The sequence below is a fragment of the Dictyobacter alpinus genome, assembly GCF_003967575.1.
GTDB classification, from domain to species: Bacteria; Chloroflexota; Ktedonobacteria; order Ktedonobacterales; family Ktedonobacteraceae; genus Dictyobacter; species Dictyobacter alpinus.
The window spans coordinates 1,649,666-1,670,961 of sequence record NZ_BIFT01000002.1 but is presented as its reverse complement, the minus strand read 5'-3'; the positions used below and the strand labels follow the sequence as shown (position 1 = coordinate 1,670,961).

The following is a 21,296-nucleotide window of genomic DNA, read 5'->3' as shown; positions in this document are numbered from 1 at the left end:
ACAAAGATTGAGACAGCCCCTGGCGACGAAAACATCAAGGGAGATGATTGTTCGGAATGCGCTTACTGTTTTAATTATTGATGCCCACCAGGAACGTGCTCAGTACATAGGCGGACTCTTAACCGCGGTGGGATATCGGCCGGTCACTGTGGCAAATGAGCTCGACGCCTTTACCATTTTCTTACGTGGTGGATGTTTACCGCTAGCTGTGGTCCTTGGTAAAGAAGATGGCTCAAATCGTTTATTTGTTAATCGCCTGGTTCAGCAGTTAATACAGCGTTATGACTGGGAACCCTTGATGATTCGTTTGCAAGATATGCAGTCTTCTGCATTTGGCGCTAATACGTTTCCTTCGCCAGCTTCAAATTCTTTGCTGCCTCCTCCTTCGACCCATACAACCCGTCCTTTGTCAGGAAAAATACGTGAGCAAAAGGAGTCTGGAAACCCTTCGTGGTCTGGTAGTGGTAACGTTCATGCTACATCAGTTTCACCTTTTAAAAGTGAGCCCTTGCCTAATGTGTCAGGTAGCTCAGCATCTCGTAATGCTATTTCGCGTGTCCAGCCAGCGCCAAATGATTTTGCTCCTACACCTGTAATGCAGCCTGATGTTGCGAAAAAATCTTCAGGCGTGAATTTTCCCGCTGCCCAATCCCGTTCTTCCGATGCATTTACTCTGAAGGAACTGAAAAGTGATCCTTTATTAGAGAAGGTTGAGGTGATCACACAGCAGAAAGTTTACCTGGATGGACAGAGCCTTGGCCGCTATCAGATACGGGCTCGCCTTGGTAGTAGTGTTTATAGTGAAGTATATCGTACCTATGATCGCTTGCGTGAGCAGGAGAGCGCCCTGAAGGCGATCCAGGTTGATATGGTGCCTTTCTATATGATGAAGGATTCTGTGGAGGAGGTGACTGTTTTCCAACTAGAAGCGGAGTTGTTAGGCCCTTTGCAACATCCTCATATCTTACCTGTGTTGAACTGTGGAAAATCATATATCAGTGGCACGAACTTTATTTATAAAAATATGCCCTTGTGTATTGATGGATCTATATCCAGTTGGATACATCATCATGGAGGGCCAGGTTCCTTTACGTTGAAGGATGTGATGCCGATCATTCTTCAACTGGCAGATGCATTACAATTCGCGCATAATTATCAAGTGACTTACCAGAATTTTAAACTTTCAAATATTCTGGTTCTCAATCAAGCCAAACGTATTCAGAAACTAGAAGTTGCTCTCGCCGATTTTTCTGTGGTCCAGGATGGAACATATTACTCGAAACTCGCCGAAGGTTTTCCTTATATGGCACCTGAGCGTTGGGAAGGTTCAGTCTATCCTGCTTCTGATCAGTATGGCCTGGCTGCGATCACCTATGAACTGTTGACAGGTCGGCCACCATATCAGGGGACTTCAGAACACGTTATGCGTATTTTGCATACCACTAAAACCCCTCAACCTGCATCATCGCTGAATCCTAAACTCCCTAGATCTGTGGATGCTGTTCTTTCAGCCGCGCTAGCGAAAAAACCTGGCGATCGCTTTGGATCAGTCGCGCTTTTTGCTCAGACTCTTCAACGTTGCTGAGTTGTTATTGCTGTAATTATATCATTGGTGATATTGATTGCGTATGATAAAAATATGAGGGATGGGTAGCATAAAAAAAACTACCCATCTTTTTTTGTAGATAAAATTGAGTGCTATTATTCATAATATATAATTTTGATTTACTACTTCATTTTATTTATATCAAAAGTATTAACACAATGTTCTGCCGAATGGACAACAAAGCCTTGCAATTGCAAACTTTTCTGCTATAGTGTTCGTATATAATTTGTTCCTACTTTATGGCATTAAAGAACGGATGTCCGAAGACACCCGTTCTCTTTTTTAGCCAGTCACGATATATGAATAGTAGCCTTGTTCAGACTAAGCGTGGGCAAGTTCTGTTTCGCCAGACAACAATTTGTTGAGGGTTTCACGTTTGATGCGATAGGCCTGACGCTCATTGACGTGGGGAAGAATGATCGCGTCCAGGGCACCTTGTTTTACCCAACGACGTACAGTGGTATCATCAACTCTAAGAATATCTGCAACTTCTGATACAGTTAATAGCTCGCTCATGTGGTGTTGACTCCTTCTTTCACTCTTAGTTATTTGGTACCGTTTCAAACGGTGCTTTATTCAATAACAGCATTCTTCTGCTAAAATGCCTGCTAATGAATAAACTGGTTTGTATTTACTTTTATATTGTATAACAATGAATGACAAATGTAAAGATCTATCTATGCAAATCCATGAATTTAGTTTTGCATAGCATTTCTACGGTATTCAGATTTTTATCATCATTATTCTGAACTATAATGGCAATGATGATAAAAATTTCTTTGTTATCTAATAAGACTAATGCTTTATAGTCTTATATATATATACGAATGAATTAGGAAATAGGTGACTACTACTAACCTATTATGCTACCTTTGCTTGTCGGTCAGTACCTATAAAATCGAAATGTGTATAGGACGGAACCACTATACAAGTGTTGTTCTTATGATTATTTTCTTACTAAATTCTCTACAGCACATATATTTTTAGCAAAGAGTTTTTTAATACTTTATACTTGATGTTTTTTAGAGTCTTCCTGATCCTCACGGCGGAGTGTGCGCGCCTTCGGCGCGCAAGAAGGATTCTTGTGTCGTACACAAAAGTGCGCCCCGGCGCACTTTTGTGTACGACACAAGAGAGGAAGTAGAGGGCGCACTTTTGTGCACGATACAAGAGAGGAAGTAGAGGGCGCACTTTTGGCACGACACAAGGGAGGAAGTAGGGGGCGCACTTTTGGCACGATACAAGAGAGGAAGTAGGGGCGTGCTGGTGTCCATCTGCACAAGAGCGGCAAGCTGTTCATGATGATGAGAAGCAGATACGTCCATAGATAGTGTTTGATGCGCATGAAATCCATGTCCTGCTGAGCGTTGTTTTCGCGCCTTTGGCGCTCCAAGGGTTTTACGTGTGGTGCCACAAACTGAGCAAAGCTCAGTTTGTGGCACCACACGTAAAAGAAAGATAGGCCCTGAAGGGCCCGAGTGCGGCTGGCGGCACGCTCCACGATGAGGGTGGGAATCAAACACTATCATACATTGGTCGCCACTATCTTGTGTGGGATATTATAATTATGTGGCACCACAAATAGTAAAGTAAGCATATCCTTTTGATCAAGATTAAAATTTTTGTATCCTCTAAGAAAGTAGATTGTTTGATCAATATGCAGCAGAATTTAGATGAGCAAATTCATCATAAACAGAGAGAACGTACAATTATCAAAACCATGTATGCGGTTCAGCGAGGAGCTTTTTATCTGTATATAGGGCTTGTGCTATTACTATTTCTCACCATCTTTCTCGGTTTTCTTGCCAGACAGACGCCATGGGGAGCTTTTTTGCTGAGTACGGCTGTTCCATGGAAATGGATCGTGCCTTCGTTGCTGGTGATTGGTTTCCTTTTTATTTTTACTGACACGTTCATTCAAAGTCGTGAGGAAGCGTGGTTTCAGTTGTATGGTTCACAGGTACTGACAAAGGTCGTCGCCTTTGATGAAGTACGCAGTTTTCGGTGGGCTCGCCGCTTCTTTTCGGATTGGACAGAATATCGGTTACGGCTAGAGTGGACCTCTCCCGAAACCGGCCAGGTCTATAATTTTTCCCAGCGCGTTCGGGACCGCAAGTTACCTGTGATGGGGGCGCAGATTCCGGTTGTGCTTGATTTGGCTAATCCAACGTATTATTTGCAGGCCGACTTTAAGCGCTCTTATCGTTAAGCTGCGAGTAGCATGGTGCCTTCGCTTGTGCCTCCTGACATGTATGGCTGATATGTGTTTAAGATGTTCAACAAATTTATGTATGTTGTTGGATGGTTTGAGATTTTTCTTGCTTGTGGTCGTTATGTATTTAGAGGATCTGTTATTTGGGTCTGGCTTCTGGTCGTGATGATATGGTGCTATGGAGAAAGTTGAGTGTGAAATCATGACACGAAAAAGAATGGTGTCAATTGCTTGCTATGCACTGGGATTCATTGCATTGGCATTCTTGCTAGGGGGAATGCCGATGGATAGTGCTGTGGCTACCTCTACTCCTGCTGTTACCGCCACAAAAGTGCTGCACTTTGTTCCTACTGGTATACGCTCTGGTGACGTTTCTGCAGGAGATTGTTGGGTGACATCTCTGGCGGCGCCCAGGAACGATGCCTGGCGCTGTATGGTTGATAGCGTCATTTATGATCCTTGTTTTAGCTCACCAGCTCAAAAAGATTTTGTCCTGTGTGATGCCAGCCCGGCTGGTAACACCAACGGTATTAAGGTGAAGCTCACGAGTCCATTACCAGCCAGCACTGCTGAGAATGGAGATGGGAAACCATGGGTTTTACATCTATCTAATGGCGCTTATTGTACTTTTATGACGGGAGCTACCTCACTAGTTGGTGATGAACGTGTCAATTATGCTTGTACCGATAACGCGCTGATTCCTGGTTTTCCTAAGGAAGGTACTGTCTGGACGGTTCACGTTTTGCATGATGGACAGAAAGATCCTGTGACTACAACAGTTCTGCAGGCCTGGACGTAATTGTTTATGTTTATGCGTGTATAACATACTGGTCTGCACTTAATCCGCGAGCAGGGTATCCAGGGTGGTGTTGATAAAGTGGCGGGCGGGCTGTGAGATATGGCGTAAGCGATGATAGACCAGGGCGAAAACGAATTCTTCAGTGATGTCAGCTATGGATAGTAAAACGACCTCACGATCTATCTCGCTGGCATAGAGCAGAGCTGGTAACATGAATGTGATGCCTTTGCTTTGCCTGACAAGCTCTTTTAGGCCGGCCAGCGATTCGATTTCTACTACTGGCTGGATACTCATGCCTTGCGCTGCGAATACTCTCTCAACCGCCCGGCGTAGGCGGGAATTTTCCCCAAGCAGGAAAAGCGGTTCGTTAATGATCTGGGCCAGGGTGACTGCTGCTGGTCTTTGTTGTGCTAATGGATGATTGGCGGCAACCATGATTTGTAGCGGTTGACGAAACAGTTCTTTGACGACGATAACCTCCGAACGCACGCTGGGATTAAAAATCAAGCCGAGATCTAATTCTCCATGTTCAATGAGTTTCAACAATTCATCTGTTCGGCTCACACGCACTTTAAGCTGAATATGTGGGTAGCGCTGGTGAAAAATGGGAAAGATGGTTGGTAAGAAGGCTGTCGTGAGCGGTTCGATGCTTCCAATATGAATGGTTCCATGTTCACCATCCTGAAGACGGGCCATTGCCTGTTGCCCCTGCTGCAATTGATCAAAGGCTTCTCTCACATACGTCGCAAATTCTTGTCCAGCTGGTGTTAAGACGACACGTTGTTTGACGCGACGGAAAAGCTCGATGCCAAGTTCTGCTTCCAGGGCGGCTATTTGCCGGCTAAGCGCTGGCTGAGCGACGAGGCAGATTTCAGCGGCCTTGCGAAAGTTTTGGGTCTGGGCGGCCGTGAGAAAATAGGTAAGTTGACGTAGCTCCATATCTCTCGTACTCCAGTGATATCAATTTGTTATCAAGGTTAGTTAAAATAGGTATTAGACATATCAATTCTGTGTTATTATACTGCACATAATAACAGCGCCGCTTGATAGATGGTAACTGGCAAGGAGGCCAGATTGGCAATTTTGTGTTACCAGCTTTATATTACAAAGCGGTTGATAGGATTATTGTTAGTCAAGAGAAGAGGTGCATATGGTAGCAGATAACCGTGCTGTGAATGGCGAGCAGCGCCGGCCACGGACCCTGTTTGAAAAAATTTGGGATGCTCACGTTGTGAAGGATCAGCCAGGTGAGTCTACTCTTATTTATATTGATCGTCACCTTGTGCATGAAGTAACATCTCCGCAGGCTTTTGCTGGTTTACGAACTGCTGGCTTGCCTGTACGGCGACCAGATGCGACAATCGCGGTACTTGATCATAATATTCCTACAACTCAGGGTCGTCGGAAGCTGGATATTGTTGATACAGCGATCAGCACTACGATCACGACGCTGGAACAAAATACCCACGATTTTGGTTTAACCCTTTTTGATATGCAGGATTCTCGTCAGGGAATTGTGCATATTATTGGGCCTGAATTGGGAATTACTTTACCTGGTATGACGATTGTGTGTGGCGACTCTCATACTTCAACCCATGGCGCCTTTGGCGCGCTGGCCTTCGGAATAGGCACGAGCGAGGTCGAGCATGTGCTGGCCACCCAGTGTCTCTGGCAGGAGAAGCCCAGGACCATGAATATTCGGGTGGAGGGAAAGCTCGCGGCAGGTGTAACGGCGAAGGATCTGGCTCTGGCCATTATTGGAAAACTGGGTACAGGGGTTGGGACCGGCTATGTTATTGAGTTTAGCGGCTCGGCGATCCGGGAACTCCCAATGGAAGGTCGGATGACGCTATGTAATATGGCAATTGAGGCCGGAGCGCGTATGGGAATGGTGGCTCCCGATGAGACAACTTTTGCCTATATTAAAGATCGCCCTTATGCCCCCAGGGGAGAGCTGTTTGAACAGGCTGTGGCGGCCTGGCGTCAACTGGCAAGTGATGCTGACGCATCCTTCGATGCCGTCCATGAGATTAATGTTGATGGCCTGGGACCACAGGTCACCTGGGGTGTCAATCCGGGTATGGTTGTTGACGTCAGTAAGAATGTGCCGGATCCTGCGGCTCAGGCTGATCCTCTGGCACGCCAGAGCTATGAGCGCGCTTTACAGTATATGGGTCTACAGGCTGGCCAGAAGATTACGGATATTCAAGTTGATACCGTCTTCATCGGCTCCTGCACCAATTCACGACTGGACGATTTGCGCATGGCCGCAAAGTACGTCCAGGGCAAGCATGTCGCTCAAAATGTACGAGCCCTGGTCGTTCCTGGCTCAATGAATGTACGCCGTATGGCTGAAGAGGAAGGTCTCGCTGATATCTTCCGCGAGGCAGGTTTTGAGTGGCGTGAAGCCGGCTGTAGTATGTGTATTGCTATGAATGGCGATCAGCTTAGCGAAGGTGAGCGCTGCGCCTCGACCAGCAATCGTAACTTTGAAGGTCGTCAGGGACGTGGTGGACGTACGCACCTGGTGAGTCCAGCCATGGCGGCAGCGGCAGCGGTGACAGGCCATTTTGTTGATATTCGCGAGTGGTAGCTGAGAGGAGAGACAAGAAGTTATGCAACCATTTACTACGCATACCGGCCTGGTTCTACCATTGGATCGGGTGAATGTAAATACCGACGAGATCTTGCCGGCTCGCTTCCTTAAGACCATCAAACGGACCGGTTTGGGTGAGGCTTTGTTTGCTAACTGGCGCTATCTAGATGAACAGAAGACCCCCAAGCCTGATTTTGTCTTGAATGAGCCCCGCTATCAGGGTGTGAGTGTACTGATCGCGGGCGACAATTTCGGTTGTGGCTCATCACGTGAGCACGCTCCCTGGGCCCTGGCCGAATATGGTTTTCGTGCAATCATTGCTCCCAGCTTCGCAGATATTTTCTATAATAACTGCTTCAGCAACAGTATACTTCCTATAGTCTTAAAAGAGGATACCGTTAATAACTTGCTCCGTGAAGTCGAGGCTACTCCCGGTTATACGTTAACTATAGACCTCGCTGCCCAGACCGTGACACTTCCTGATCAGCAATTCCTCCACTTTGAGATCGACGCTTTCCGCAAGGAGCGCCTGCTCAAAGGCCTGGATATGATTGGTTGGACATTGCAAATGGGTGATGATATTGCTCGTTACGAGCGGCGCCGGCAGCAGGAAGCCCCCTGGTACTTTTCTAACGAGCCGGCTACTCGCTAGCTGCATTGTTTGGCGCCTGATGCAGGTAAAAAAATTGTATGTATTGGGAAATGATGTGCATTGTGCATCATTTCCCAATACATACAAAAATTATGAAGAGCACTTCAGCCGTCTATTTTAGTGCGTAAGCGTGATTTTGTTCAATCCACGTGGAGTATCTGGCTCCAGACGTTTGCTCAATGTCAGATGTAAGCCGAAGAGCTGGCCAGGAATAATTGCGGCGATAGGGCTAAGCCACTCAGGTATTCCACTCGGAATTGCGAAGCGTGTCTGGGCCAGTGCCAGCGCTTCTGCAGCATCTGAAATAATTAATAGCTCTGCTTTACGCTTCTGCAAATCTTTGGCCAGCTCAAGCATGTCGGCAAAGGTTGCGCCGGTCGGCATGATGAGAATCGTGGGAAGCCCTTCTTCAATGGTCGCGATCGGACCATGGCGAAAATCTGCGGATGAGTAGGCGGTGGCCATGACGTACGTTAGCTCTTTCAATTTGAGGGCCAGTTCAAATGAGGTAGAATAGTTGTAGCCACGCCCGACGACGATACATTGGTTCATATAGCGATAGCGTTCCGCATGTTGAGCGATTTCACCGCTACTCTTCAAGGTTTGCGCTATGATTTCCGGCATCCTCTGTAGTTCATTCAAGCGCTGCCCATCCCCATTCCAGATTGCTGCGAAAAGCATCATGATAGCTAATTGTGCTGTATACGTCTTGGTGGCGGCTACGCTGCGTTCCTGGCCAGCGTGTAACTCAACCACATGATCAGCAGCTTTAGCCAGGGCAGAATTACCATCATTGGTGATCGCGATAGTGGGGCGTCCCTGACGTCTTCCTTCTTCAAGCACTCCAACGATATCTGGCGATTGGCCCGATTGCGAAATACCTACTACCAGGGCGTTCTTCATGCGGGGAGGAGTTGCATACAGTGTTTGTAATGAAGGGGCAGCCAGCGCAATTGGATAACCAGCCATGGTTGCCCAGGCATATTTTGCATATGTAGCGGCATGATCTGATGAACCACGGGCCGCAATCAAGATATAATCAAATGCTGGCAATTGCGCCACAATCTTTTTGATATGTTCGGTCTCTTGCTCCAATAGATGAGCAATGACCTCGGGCTGACTATGGATTTCCTGCTCCAATAATGATGACATTATATCCTCCAAATAATCTATTCGATACAAGCGAAGATCCTTATAACCACCAGATAATTCCATGTTGCTGCCTTAACTATATCACAATTTCTGGTATAGTGGTCTAGATGACTAAACGAAAAACACGATTATAAAAAAATGAAATCGTGCTGTCAGGCACTTGACAAAGCGCATAATACCAGGTATTTTTCTTAGTAGAAGTAAAAATTAAATAATCCAGCAGCAATGAATGAGGAAAGTAAGGATCGCTGAGTCCACAGAGAACTGGCGGTTGGTGTGAGCCAGTGGCCCGGTTATCCCCAAGCTCCCTCATGAGCAGTGTCGGTGAAACGTGGTTTGACGCAAAGTAGTCGGCTCCGGGTACTCCCGTTACAGGGTTCGGGTGTGTTAGCACTCAGAAGGCTATCCCTGCAAAGTGATAGTGAAACAAGGTGGTACCGCGAAAGTGAGTCTGCGCGCACTTTTCGCCCTTGGGGGCGGAGGGTGTTTTTTTGTTGCCTGTATGCTGATTGCAGAAAGTCCTCCGCTGAAATGCTGGTGTTATAGTATTCCGTTCAAGCGTGTGAACGGCGTTCACGAATAGGTTAATCAGGAGGACTCCGTGTCTGAAACAAGTAGACCTGCTGCTGATATCAAAGCAGCGTCTGAACCCCCTCCCCATCGGGATATGACTGGTATGCGTGCACCGCACTATGATTTTGCGGACTTCGAGGCGCGCTGGCATGAGCGCTGGGAAGACCAGAAGCTTTATCAGGTGGATCTGCAACGCGCTCAACGTCCCTATTATAATTTGATGATGTTTCCTTATCCCTCGGCCGAGGGCCTGCATGTTGGGAATGTATATTCCTATGTAGGCTCAGATGTGCATGGTCGCTTGATGTCGATGCAGGGTTATGATGTCTTTGAGCCCATGGGTTTTGATGCCTTCGGTATTCATAGCGAGAATTTCGCGATCAAGCAGGGTATCCATCCGCGCATCTTGACGGCCAGAAATGTCGAGCGTTTTCGTGAGTTGCAGTTGAAGCGGATTGGCAATCGCTTTGATTGGTCACATGAAGTGAACACCACTGATCCCGAGTATTATCGCTGGACCCAGTGGATCTTCTTGCAACTGTTTAAAGCGGGGCTGGCTGAACGTAAGGCGGCTCCGGTTAACTGGTGTCCTAAGGACAAAACAGTGCTGGCCGATGAGCAGGTAATCAATGGTCATTGTGAGCGTTGTGGCTCGCTGGTTGAGAGACGTTGGCTGGAACAGTGGTTTTTGAAGTCGACCAACTATGCCCAACGCTTGCTGGATAATCTAGATGCATTGGACTGGACTGAACGGGTGAAGTCGCTGCAACGCCATTGGATTGGTCGCTCGGAAGGTCTGGAATTCCAGATGGCTGTTGATGGGATACCTGATCAGCATGTACAGGTGTATACAACACGGCCCGATACCATCTTTGGCATGACGTTTGTGGCCCTGGCACCGCATCATCCTTTGGTGGCTGCAATCACTGATCCTGTTTATCAAAAAGCTGTTATCGCTTACCAGGAGCAGGTCAATAGCCTGCGTAGCAGTCCAGATGATGCTATGACCGGCGTTTTTACTGGCATGTATACACCTCATCCATTTACTGGCGAGCGTATTCCAATCTGGATCGCTGATTTTGTCCTGGAAGGTTATGGAGCGGGCGCGATTATGGGTGTGCCGGCCCATGATGAGCGAGATTTTGCCTTTGCGCAGCAGATGCATTTGCCTGTACGCCAGGTTGTGCAATCCACCGATACAACTATCTCAGCTGAAACTCCTCTCACTGAAACATTTACCTCAACCGGGATAGTGATTGATTCAGGAGAGTATTCTGGCCTGACATCGGAACAGGCTCACAATGCCATCTGTACCTGGTTTGAAGCGCATCAATCAGGGCAACGTAGTGTAAAGTATCGCCTGCGGGACTGGCTGATTAGCCGTCAGCGTTATTGGGGACCACCTATTCCGATCATTTATTGTCCAGATCATGGAGCCGTGCCTGTACCAGAGGATCAACTGCCGGTCTTGCTGCCGGAGGCAGAGGATTGGATGCCGACCGGTACAGGTGTTTCACCGCTGGCCGCCATCGAGAGCTTTGTGCACACAACCTGTCCGATTTGTGGCCAACCAGCCCGTCGTGAGACGGATGTGAGCGATAACTTCTTGGATTCAGCTTGGTACTACTTGCGTTATCCTTCGAGTACTGATCAGCAGCATGCCTGGAATCCAGAAATTACGCGGCGCTGGCTGCCTGTAGACATGTGTGTTGGTGGAGCGGATCATAGTGTTCTGCATCTTATGTATGTGCGTTTTATTGCTATGGCTCTACATGATCTGGGCCATATATCCTTCAGCGAACCCTTTAGCCGTTTTCGCGCTAATGGAACCATTACGATGGCTGGTGCTAAGATTTCAAAATCGAAGGGCAATGTGATTAATCCTGATGACTATCTGGATTATCTGGGAGCTGATGCATTCCGTGTGTACTTGATGTTTATGGGGCCGTATGAGATGGATGGCGATTTTACTGATCGCGGCATCAATGGAGTTGTACGCTTTCTCGATCGCATCTGGCAACTGGTTACCTCGCATACTGGATCCTGGCCGGAACGTCCTTTAGAGGGTGAGGAACGACGTCTATTGCACCTGACAATTAAGCGTGTGAGCGAAGATACTCCGGTATTCAAGTATAATACTGCCATTGCAGCGATGATGGAATACTTGAATGTACTGGAGCGTAAGCCAGAGCAGACCAGGCAGGATATTGAAACCTTGATTACTCTGCTTGCTCCCTTTGCTCCTTATATCACCGAAGAATTGTGGGCGCGGCTGGGCCATAGCGACTCTGTACACGCAGTTTCCTGGCCTGGTTATGATGCCGATGCATTACAACAAGAAAGTATGATCTTGCCCATCCAGATTAATGGCCGAGTTCGTGATCGTATCCAGGTTGCCTCCGATACACCAGAAGACGCGATTAAGCAGCAAGCCATGGTAACGGAGAAAGTTCAAAAGTTCGTGGCTGGCCACCATATCGCAAAGGTCATCTATGTACCTGGTCGCCTGGTTAATATAGTAATTAATTGAATAACGCCATGTGCAAATTTTTTTCCTCACATCTCGTGCTTACGGCTTTCGCTTGCTTGTGAGGAAGAAAATGGCGAGGCGGTCGCGACCGCCTCGCCATTTTCTTCCTCACAAGATCTGGTATGTGAAAAGAAGTGGGAGCATCAGGATTGACTTGGAGGGGTTTCGTTATCAGGAACCAGCGCCTTCCAGGGGCTACCAGTTTTACCGCTATTGACTTCTTCTTCACTAATTGGTTCATAAGGGTTAGGCATGTCGGCTGGAGGCAAGTTGCCAGTCAGAATGGGCTGTTGCTGCTCCTCGATCTTGGCTCTTAGCTGGTCACGGCGCATTGGTTGGGTTTCCTGCTTATCCAATGCTAAGCGATTATCTACCTCTGTCAGGAGCCGGGCGATCTCGGGCCTGAGCCGGCGATTCCGTTCAGGGATACGGTTCCATTGCGCCATAGCGGCTGGGAAATAGCCTGCACGATAGCAATAGAGACCAAGCATAGCACGGGCATCAAAGATCGTCATGCGCTGAAAGAGGGCGATATCCTCTGTCGGCGTTTCAATGACATCTTCGCTGGCTTCTATGCTCTCGACATGATGATACAGCTTGATTCCCATGATACTGACAGGATAGCCATAGTAGAGTGCAAGGCGTAGATGTCGGGTACGTCCAGAGTTTGGTTGTTTGCCCACGAAGTAGCTTTTAGACCAGGTTCCACTGGACCAGATGGCCGCCATCAGAACAAAGGCGAGAAAGCGGGCCATGTAGCGTTGCCAGCTGATAGGATCCACCGAAATGAGCACGCTTAAAACGGCAAAGATCGCTCCAAGGGTCCAGGCCGCATAAACGAGATGTTTACGATTCCATCCTAGCAGGTCAAAGTGGTGATGGAGTGGCGTGGCCAGGAATGGTAATGGAAATTCAGTATGGGGGATAAAATCATTTTTATAGGCAAAACGTAGAATTTTCATGCGCTTACGATAAAATGGTGTCAGTATGCGCGTTGAGACGATTACGGAGAGGGCTTCCAGGACAAAGACGCCGCCGATGGTTGTCAGTAATAAAATTTCATTACGTGAGAAAAGAGCGATCATCGCCAGCAATCCACCAAGCGCCAGCGCCCCGCTATCTCCCATATATATTTTTGCACGGCGTTTGGCACCTGCGCTACGTCGGGCTGCCCATGGGGATGGCCAGTTCCAGGGTAGAAACCCCAGGACAGCCCCAGCACAGATTAATGAGAGCACTTCCAGCACAAGACCCTCTGGATGGGTACCAAGATCGTTTAGTCGGCCTGTGACGGCAATGGCCAGGGCCAGTGCGGCACTAAAAACTAATCCTCCTGCCAGTCCGTCAAAACCATCGCTGAAATCGACCGAGACTGCGGTGGCCGTTCCTGTAAAACCCACCAGCAATATCAAAAAAATAAACCAGCCAAAGTAAGCAGTCTGTGGAAATACGACGCGACATGGAAGATCACCCAGGGCTGGATTACTGCAGATTAAATGCCCCAGCAGAGGAAGATCTTTCCAGAGGCTGTAGGATTCCGGTCCGGCGGAAAAGAAAAAGAAATAGCAGACAGCCGCTACGACGGATACCAGGAAGACGCCGCTAAATTTAGTGAATTCTGATAAGCCTTTGTTTCTATAGACTTTACGCCAATCATCTAGAAAGCCAACCACGGCGTATCCTGCTGTGGCACCAAGGGCGATAAAGAGAAGATTCCATTGGTTTTGGTCTAAATTTAAAATATAACCTGCACTGATACCAGTAATAATGATGGCAATAGTGAAGGCTGGCCCTCCTACCAGGGGCAGTTCAACTGTCTTGATTTCTCGTCCTACGGTCGGCATATCCATGCGGTGCGTGCCGGGTTTATGTTCGCCGCTGCGAAACGTGGGGAAGAGCTTTTTGGCAATGCCACATAAAAGCAAGCTTCCCGCCAGACACGTGGCAAAAATGAGAAGGAGCCAGCAAACTTGTTCAAATTGTATTGCTCTCATCGCTAAGTCAACCCTCACGATCGATTTATGAAATGTAAGCATTTTGCTATCGGGTTTAAAACGGCCTGTTTGCTATATATGTAACTTTATCGTTGTGGCATTAGGAGAAAAGTATAGGTACCCTGGTTTTTCCTTTATTTCCTTCCTGTGTAATCACGGCTAATTGTATTGTACTATAGTAGTACGCTTTCCACATGTGGAATTTGAGTATGCCTTTTTATGCATGAAAAGAGTTGTTGCTAGAGAGGTTTGTTTAAATACTGTCAGACTTCTAGGGGAGCGTGCGGATCGCCGCACTCGGGCGCTAAAGCGCCCATGCTTCTTTTTAACGTGCTATAACATTGTGCGCACCGCGCACAATGTTATAGCACGTTAAAAACTGTTGGAGCGCCAAAGGCGCCTGTTGGATTATACTGGTTGCTTGGCGGGTAGAATTGGGGGTAATTCTATGGGCAGATGGATCTAGCTGGGAGGTGGGCTCACCGCTGAGAGAGCCACACGTCAGGAGCGGCAGGCTTCGCAGCGGCCAAAGAGTGCCAGGGAATGTCCTTCGATTTCAAAGTTGGCTTGATCGCCAATCGCATGAATTTGATCTGCCGGTAAGCAAAGATCAACTTCTACCACCCGATGGCATTGAGTACAGGTCAGGTGATGATGATGGCTTCCACCGCACACACGGTAATGATGTGTCCCATCTGCGAATTCAATACGGTCAAGCAGCCTTTTGTCTACCATCTTTTCAATAGAACGGAATACGGTAGCGCGACCGATTTTTGGATCTATTGCTCGTAGCTCTTGCCATAGATCATCTGTCGTGAAGTCATTGCCGTTATTGGCAAGCTCTACAAGCCGCTCGGCAATGAGACGGCGTGGGCGGGTATTGCGTTGGCTCATTTCGTCAAACGCGCTGTAAATTTTCTCCGCTATCTCCTTTGACATGCTTATTTCTCCAAATTTTCTGCGCATATGTGCTCTATCCAGGCAGCTTTTCTTAGACCTTTCGCGTCTGATGAACAACTAATGGCTTGCATAGCATTTGCTCACTGATTACTATAGTCTATCACAACTAGCTCAATCTAACTACTACTCTCTTGTATTTTTCACACAGCTTTAAAGCAAGCTCTTGTCTTTATTTATCGCTTTTTTGTTTGCCATGGCTCAAATCCTGGTTAGAAGCTTTTAAGTCTATAGATCGCATATATCCAGGTGTTTTTACACGATGTTTTTCAGGCGCGTGGGTAATGTTGCCACGAAGTAGCGGCTTGACTTACCCGCTTGAATAGTGTTGACGACTGCTTGTCAATAACATGGTGTAGCAGGCTCTTCTCTATCGGTACAACGTTTCAGTTTTGGCGTCCGTTTGGGTGCCTGGATGATGCCCAGGCGATTAATGATGATTGAGACAAAGTAGAGACCCGCTGCCAGGGCGGAAATATAAAATCCAACCGGCAGGTATTTCCCAAAACTGCCGGTAAAGGCAAGTGTCAGGCCAATCCATGTACATGCCAGGCTCAAAATAATGGCCAGGCTGATTGATGTCCTTGGATGATGGGTCAGCCTCAGCGCGGTGGCTGCCGGCGCGATCAACAGGGCAATAATCAACAGGACTCCTACCACCAGGATAGAGACTGAGATGGTGGCTGAGAGAATCAATAAAAAGATCATTGAGAGGAAGCGAACAGGGACTCCACGTGTTCGAGCCACCTCTGGATCGATGGAGGCAAAGAGGAGTGGCCGGAATAAGATGATCAGAAGTATCATAATCAGGATACTGCATATCAAGGCGACGATGACATCTGATCTTTGGACGCTTAGGATAGAGCCAAAAAGAATGCCAACGCCTGCATTGGCGTTAGCGCTTCCTGTTTGCGTGTAGATGGTCACAAAGAGTACACCCAGGCCTAACGCAAAGGAGAGTACCATGCCAATCTCCACATCTCGTCCACGAATGCGTTCTCCCAATGCTCCCATGCCTAATGCTGATATGAGTGAAAATAGAAGCATGCCGACCAGTGAACTGAGGCCAAATACGATGGCGCCAGTTGCTCCTGCAAAGCCAATGTCTGAGAGGGCCTCACTGGCAAATGTCTGTGATCGTAGCACAACGAAGTAGCCAACAAAGGCGGCAACGATCGCAACAATGGTGCCAGCGATGAAGGCATTTTGTACAAATTCGTGTGTAAAAAGTTCTAGCATAATTGCTTTTTATCTCCCTCTCACTTCAGCATGCTCGGCTATGGATTGTCTGTTGCTTTTCGAAACATCGCTCAATACTCTGATTGGTTGCCTATCACGTTGACTACGTTCTAGCCAATAAGGAGAGAAGATGCGTACGGGAAGATAAACAGCAAACGAGATAGTGGCGATAAAGAAACTGGCCGGCCAGAGGCCGTTAGTGACTGAAAGTAAAATGCCGAGCCACATATAGCTAAGTCCCAGGATGATGGCAATCAGGATCGCCCAGACCGGGCGTCGCGCGATACGGACAGCAGTGGCGGCCGGGCCAATGAGCATGGTAAAGACTAGTAGTGCGCCTACAATCTGGATGGCGATTGAGACGGCCAGTGCTACCAGAACCAGAAAAACGATGGCGAGCCCTCGTACAGGTACTCCTCTAGCTTCGGCAACCATGGGATCAAATGAGCTGAAGAGTAGTGGCCTATAGAGAAAAACGATGGCTCCAATGGTCAGGAGACAGGTAATGAACAAGGTCAGGACATCCAGTCTGTCAATTCCCAGGATCGTCCCAAACAGGACATTATAGACGCGCTCTGCATAACCTGAATAAAGCGATAGAAACATGAATCCCAGGCCCAGCGCAAAGGTCATAATAATGCCGATGGAAATATCTCGCTCTTGTACCTGTTTACCCAGGAGTCCGATGATGACACCGGCCCCAATCGTGAAGGCAAACAGCCCATAGACTGGATTGACCCCGATCAGTACCGCGCCTGCCGCTCCTGCGAAACCAATATTGGGCAGGGCATGGCCGGCAAAGGTAAGTCCGCGTGCAATTAAGAAATAACCTACCAGCGCGGCCACAATAGCAATGCATGAGCCAGCGAGTAAGGCGTTGACGACAAATTCATATTGTAATGAGTCAATGATCGAATTCAACATAGAAGTTTCCCTGAACTACGTCTCTGCTCCAACAACAAACATTCTTCCAAGGGCTTTTACAACTTCTACAGGTGATCCATAGAGTCTTGTTAGCGTCTCGGTCGTAATAACTTCGTCTGGTGTTCCGATAGTACTGTTACCATTAGCAACATAGATTACTTTGTCTATCACGTTTAAGAGTGGATTTACATCGTGGGCGACCAGTAAAACTGCCGCGTTGCGGGCTCGACAGACATTCCTGACCAGGGTAACGATTTCCTGGCCATGGGTAATGTCCAGATTTGAAAGTGGTTCATCCAGTAAGAGCAGGCGTGGATTGGTTAAGAGGGCCTGGGCAATCAGCAGGCGTTGCTGCTCACCACCGGAAAGCTGTCCTACGGGCGCATTGGCAAAGTGGAGCGCATTGACTTCTTTGAGCGCTTTATCAATAATTTCATTGCGCTGGCGACTCGGCCACCCCGGACCCCAGCGGTGCCCATCAAGTCCAAAACCCACAACATCACGTGCGCGCAGTGCTAGATCCGCTTCGAGCACGCGATGTTGGGGCGCGTAGCCAATATCAGTATTGCCACGCCGTGGCGCTCTTCCCAGTACGCGCACTGAACCAGAACTCTGCTTAATCAATCCCAGTAAAAGTTTCAGTAACGTACTCTTACCAGCGCCATTAGGACCCAGGATCGCGATAAACTCACCTTCGTTGACCGTCAGGCTAATGTCTTCCTGGATGGTGCGATTCCCAAGCTGGATGTGGACATTTTCTAATGTGATAATTGGTGTATTGCGTTCTGCAACATCATTTTTCACGTTCTTCGTTCCCGTTTTCTCTTTGCGTTATTTATTGCTCGCTAAACCTTGCTCTACATCCTCTAACTGACTCAACATCCAGCTTTGATACGTTTTGTCTGGAGGCATTGTTTCTGTGACTGCAATAACTGGTATATTTTTTGCGCTGACGTCGCTTTGAAGTTTGGTCGTAATGGCTGACTGTGTTTGTTTATTATAAATAAACACTCTAATCTGTCGCTTACTGACCTGATTCTCGGCTGTTACAACGGTATTGGCTGGAGGATCATTGCCTTCGGCCAATGCTTTTTGGAACTCAATTGGGGTGAGCACATTCAAGTTCATTGGACCTGTCTGATAGAGAAAAATCGTTTCAGTTAGACCCACGGGTGCATGTGCATATTTGGCTTTGATCTCTGCCATCTTCTGCTCTATCTTGCCGACCTCATTCTGAAAGGTTTTGAGATTCTTATCATAGTCCGTGGCGTGGGTGGCGTCAATTGTTTTTAAGTTCTCTGCTACCGCGCTGGCAATATCTTTGGCATTGGCTGGACTGTACCAGACGTGTTCGTTATCTGGCAATTTGGTTTTCGCTATATCAAAACCTTTGATTACCTTACGATCACTGCTAGGTGTACTGTCAAGGAGTTTATCCATCCAATCATCATAGCCACCGCCATTTGCGATGATTAGTTGTGCCCTGGCCACGGCTTTAACCTGATTGACGTTGGTTTCATATGTATGAGGATCAACGTTGGGATCTGCAAGGATACTGGTTACATTGACATGAGTACCACCAATCTGGCTGACAATATTACCATAAAAATTTTCAGCCGCAACCACTGTGATGGTGCCATTACCTTGCGCAGATGGTGTGCCAGCGCTTCCTATTGTACTTCCACAAGCGCTAAACAGAAATAAGCCTGCGAGAGCGATGAATAATCCTATCCGCTTGTTTTGTCCTGGAGGCATGAATTTTCTCCTGATAACGTGTGGCATGGTCTTTTGCCGTATTTTTGTTATCTCATCGGCTATCCTGAAGTGTTTGTGTGGTGAGGTAAGGCTATGTTTACATCTCACCGCACAAGCATTTCAACAAGCGCCTCAGTAATTTGGCTTTATGCAAAGAACTTACACATGGCGTTATATGTCTTTATTGGTACTTCGTACCGTTATTAATGAGACTAAATATCTATATGGAAAGATAGCATACAATGTGTGAGCTTGTCAATGAGATATATTCTCATTAACGAATTTGTCTATTTTTCCCTTTTTCAGAACAGCCGTTGAATGCTCTTTATTCCTTGTTTGGTCTCCTGATTATAATTAATACATAGTCTCATTAGTAGCGTTTTCTGCGATATCTCATGTCATATCCCTAAGCGCAACAGAACGTTGTAGCTGCTAGATTGTTTATGCATGAGAAATTGCTGTGTGCTATCTGTAGTAATCACGAAGTGATGGAGTAAAACGCCAGGAAGGATGAAGATATGTCTCTTGATGTATCACCAGCATTGCTTGAACAGGCTCAGGTCGGCGATATCCGTACCAATGATTTTTTAAAATGTATTGAAGAATCCTTGCCTTATGCCTGGAAATTAATCGAGGGGCTTGCCTTGCGTTTAAAGCAGGGCGAGGCTGCTTTTGTGGATAATCAGGTACCCCCTCCAAATGAACAGGCTCGTGGACAATTATTACGCCTGCTGGCTAGCGATGCGATGCGCAATGCGGTTGAACAGTATTATGGTGTCAGGTTGGCTTTTCAGAATTGTCACCGGGTCGCATTATTTCCACAGGAGGCTCTGGGCGAGGAGTATACCGATTTCATTACTCCTCGTAGCCAGATCCTTAATCAGAGTCCTGAATTGCGTGATTGCTAGTGCTTTTGTTTCGCATTCCATTACGTTTTCTTTGCTAAACTCATGGTATAGGCAAGTTTTCTACAGACTCACTTTTGTGAAGCGGGTTGGGAAAAGGCGGAGAAATAGCATTATAGCTATTTCTCTGTTTTTTTATTCTCAAACCTTGTGGGTGGAATTATCGTAATAGTTATTGAGAAAAAGTGTGGTTGCATATGTTATAGTCAGAAAGGCCTGGATTGATGAAATACAGCTCTATTCAACGTCCACCGGATGCTTTTCAGCGCTTTATCCAACCAGAATTACTTGAGACTATGTGCCAGCGAGCCTTTGGTGATGATGTGCAAATTGAGGCTATTACTGAGCTTGCTGGCGGGCTCTACAATAATACCTATCTAATCGAGCGTGTGGCGGAGGAGAACGTTGTTTTGCGTGTTGGCCCCGATATTTTATCCGATCCGGATAGCAAGATGATGCGTAATGAGCTTGCTGCCCAGCCTTTCTTTGCCCCCATTGCTCCATTGCTTCCCCGCACAATTATGGCTGATTTTACCCAACAACTCATCAATCGCGATTATATATTCCAGAGTTTTATGCCAGGTGAGCAGTGGGAGAGCATTAAGGATGAGCTAACAACAGAACAGAATGAAGCTTTATGGCGCCAACTAGGGAGCATTCTCAAGCAGATTCATGCTGTGCGCGGCACAAATTTTGGCAGCCCCTATCCTTTCCCATTGTTGTCGCGCTGGAGTCTGGCTGTTTTTAATTGGCTGGAACAAACGATTATAGACGTTGAGCGTGCTCAATTGGATGCTACAGATCTTAATGAAGTACTGGCGATTGCCCGTAAATATGCTGATATCCTGGATGAGATCAAGCGTCCGTCTCTGCTTCATGGCGATTTATGGACTGTTAATGTGTTGGTCGTGCGAACCGATGATCCAACCGTGAGACCAACGATCAGCGCTATTCTCGATGCAGATCGTTGCTCCTGGGGAGACCCGCTGGCTGATTGGACGATGTTTCTTTTCCGCTATCATCGTGATGCCGAAGCACCTTTCTGGCAGAGTTATGGACGTCCAAAACTAGATCGTGCCGCTCAATTCCGCTCACTTATCTATGCCGCTTGCTTCATTGGAGGAGCACGCCTGGAATATCATCGGCACCATCATCCTGAGAAGGTCGAATTTTCTTATACCGATATGCAATCCCTGCTAGCAGAGCTGAACAGCGTTTTTCTATCAGGCGCACTTTACTAAAAATCCATTGACCTGCAAACCTTTTCTACATCTTGCCAATCTGCTTTGTCTTCCGAATGTTGCAATAATACGTGTAAGGGGGAAAGAGTTGAAGTCCTGTGAAATGTTCGCTTGCCTGCTATTAAAATAGAATTGAGCAAGCATGTAGTTTTAGAAGACTG

The 21,296-nt window shown here is 47.2% G+C and carries 17 protein-coding genes and 1 other annotated feature; of the genes, 8 read left to right on the top strand and 9 right to left on the bottom strand.

Annotation, left to right across the window (positions count from 1 at the left end):
* Nucleotides 1-43 precede the first annotated feature (43 nt).
* Nucleotides 44-1,585, top strand: a complete 1,542-nt coding sequence (locus EL633_RS29230) for a serine/threonine protein kinase (protein WP_161982527.1) — start codon at nucleotides 44-46, stop codon at nucleotides 1,583-1,585.
* Nucleotides 1,586-1,927: 342 nt separating this feature from the next.
* Here EL633_RS29230 and EL633_RS29225 read toward each other — a convergent pair whose 3' ends face one another.
* Nucleotides 1,928-2,122: a helix-turn-helix domain-containing protein gene (locus EL633_RS29225; protein ID WP_126630756.1), complete on the bottom strand. Its 195-nt coding sequence runs from the start codon at nucleotides 2,120-2,122 to the stop codon at nucleotides 1,928-1,930.
* A gap of 1,141 nt (nucleotides 2,123-3,263) precedes the next feature.
* On the opposite strand from EL633_RS29225, the gene EL633_RS29220 reads away from it, so the two are divergent.
* A complete protein-coding gene (locus EL633_RS29220) occupies nucleotides 3,264-3,815 on the top strand; it encodes a hypothetical protein (protein WP_126630755.1) in 552 nt (183 codons plus the stop codon).
* 205 nt (nucleotides 3,816-4,020) lie between these two features.
* Nucleotides 4,021-4,617, top strand: a complete 597-nt coding sequence (locus tag EL633_RS29215; protein WP_126630754.1) for a hypothetical protein — start codon at nucleotides 4,021-4,023, stop codon at nucleotides 4,615-4,617.
* 39 nt (nucleotides 4,618-4,656) lie between these two features.
* Here the strand turns inward: EL633_RS29215 and EL633_RS29210 are convergent, their stop codons facing one another.
* Nucleotides 4,657-5,556, bottom strand: a complete 900-nt coding sequence (locus EL633_RS29210; protein WP_126630753.1) for a LysR family transcriptional regulator — start codon at nucleotides 5,554-5,556, stop codon at nucleotides 4,657-4,659.
* Between the two features lie 211 nt (nucleotides 5,557-5,767).
* On the opposite strand from EL633_RS29210, the gene leuC reads away from it, so the two are divergent.
* Nucleotides 5,768-7,210 (top strand): 3-isopropylmalate dehydratase large subunit, encoded by a 1,443-nt coding sequence (gene leuC / locus EL633_RS29205; protein ID WP_126630752.1) that lies wholly within the window; start codon nucleotides 5,768-5,770, stop codon nucleotides 7,208-7,210.
* A 22-nt stretch (nucleotides 7,211-7,232) separates the two neighbouring features.
* Nucleotides 7,233-7,865 (top strand): 3-isopropylmalate dehydratase small subunit, encoded by a 633-nt coding sequence (leuD, locus tag EL633_RS29200; protein ID WP_126630751.1) that lies wholly within the window; start codon nucleotides 7,233-7,235, stop codon nucleotides 7,863-7,865.
* Nucleotides 7,866-7,982: 117 nt separating this feature from the next.
* On the opposite strand, the gene EL633_RS29195 is transcribed toward leuD, so the two are convergent.
* Nucleotides 7,983-9,017, bottom strand: a complete 1,035-nt coding sequence (locus tag EL633_RS29195; protein WP_126630750.1) for an SIS domain-containing protein — start codon at nucleotides 9,015-9,017, stop codon at nucleotides 7,983-7,985.
* 216 nt (nucleotides 9,018-9,233) lie between these two features.
* Nucleotides 9,234-9,492, top strand: a binding site (T-box leader).
* Between the two features lie 126 nt (nucleotides 9,493-9,618).
* Between EL633_RS29195 and leuS the strand changes: the two genes are divergently transcribed.
* A complete protein-coding gene (leuS, locus tag EL633_RS29190; protein ID WP_246039289.1) occupies nucleotides 9,619-12,120 on the top strand; it encodes a leucine--tRNA ligase in 2,502 nt (833 codons plus the stop codon).
* A 143-nt stretch (nucleotides 12,121-12,263) separates the two neighbouring features.
* Here the strand turns inward: leuS and EL633_RS29185 are convergent, their stop codons facing one another.
* From EL633_RS29185 to EL633_RS29160, 6 genes are all read right to left on the bottom strand, one after another.
* Nucleotides 12,264-14,114, bottom strand: coding sequence for an MraY family glycosyltransferase (locus EL633_RS29185; protein WP_161982526.1), 1,851 nt, complete (start codon nucleotides 14,112-14,114; stop codon nucleotides 12,264-12,266).
* A 501-nt stretch (nucleotides 14,115-14,615) separates the two neighbouring features.
* Nucleotides 14,616-15,053 (bottom strand): Fur family transcriptional regulator, encoded by a 438-nt coding sequence (locus EL633_RS29180; protein WP_126630748.1) that lies wholly within the window; start codon nucleotides 15,051-15,053, stop codon nucleotides 14,616-14,618.
* Nucleotides 15,054-15,413: 360 nt separating this feature from the next.
* Entirely contained in the window at nucleotides 15,414-16,310 is an 897-nt protein-coding gene (locus tag EL633_RS29175; protein ID WP_126630747.1) for a metal ABC transporter permease, read from the bottom strand.
* Between the two features lie 9 nt (nucleotides 16,311-16,319).
* Nucleotides 16,320-17,234: a metal ABC transporter permease gene (locus EL633_RS29170; RefSeq protein WP_126630746.1), complete on the bottom strand. Its 915-nt coding sequence runs from the start codon at nucleotides 17,232-17,234 to the stop codon at nucleotides 16,320-16,322.
* 15 nt (nucleotides 17,235-17,249) lie between these two features.
* Nucleotides 17,250-18,038: a metal ABC transporter ATP-binding protein gene (locus tag EL633_RS29165; RefSeq protein ID WP_126630745.1), complete on the bottom strand. Its 789-nt coding sequence runs from the start codon at nucleotides 18,036-18,038 to the stop codon at nucleotides 17,250-17,252.
* A 27-nt stretch (nucleotides 18,039-18,065) separates the two neighbouring features.
* Complete coding sequence (locus EL633_RS29160) at nucleotides 18,066-18,989, bottom strand: metal ABC transporter solute-binding protein, Zn/Mn family (RefSeq protein WP_161982525.1); 924 nt, start codon at nucleotides 18,987-18,989, stop codon at nucleotides 18,066-18,068.
* Between the two features lie 518 nt (nucleotides 18,990-19,507).
* Between EL633_RS29160 and EL633_RS29155 the strand changes: the two genes are divergently transcribed.
* Both EL633_RS29155 and EL633_RS29150 read left to right on the top strand, forming a co-directional pair.
* A complete protein-coding gene (locus tag EL633_RS29155; RefSeq protein WP_126630743.1) occupies nucleotides 19,508-19,897 on the top strand; it encodes an SCO5389 family protein in 390 nt (129 codons plus the stop codon).
* A gap of 221 nt (nucleotides 19,898-20,118) precedes the next feature.
* Nucleotides 20,119-21,135, top strand: a complete 1,017-nt coding sequence (locus tag EL633_RS29150; RefSeq protein ID WP_126630742.1) for a phosphotransferase family protein — start codon at nucleotides 20,119-20,121, stop codon at nucleotides 21,133-21,135.
* The last annotated feature ends 161 nt before the right edge of the window (nucleotides 21,136-21,296 follow it).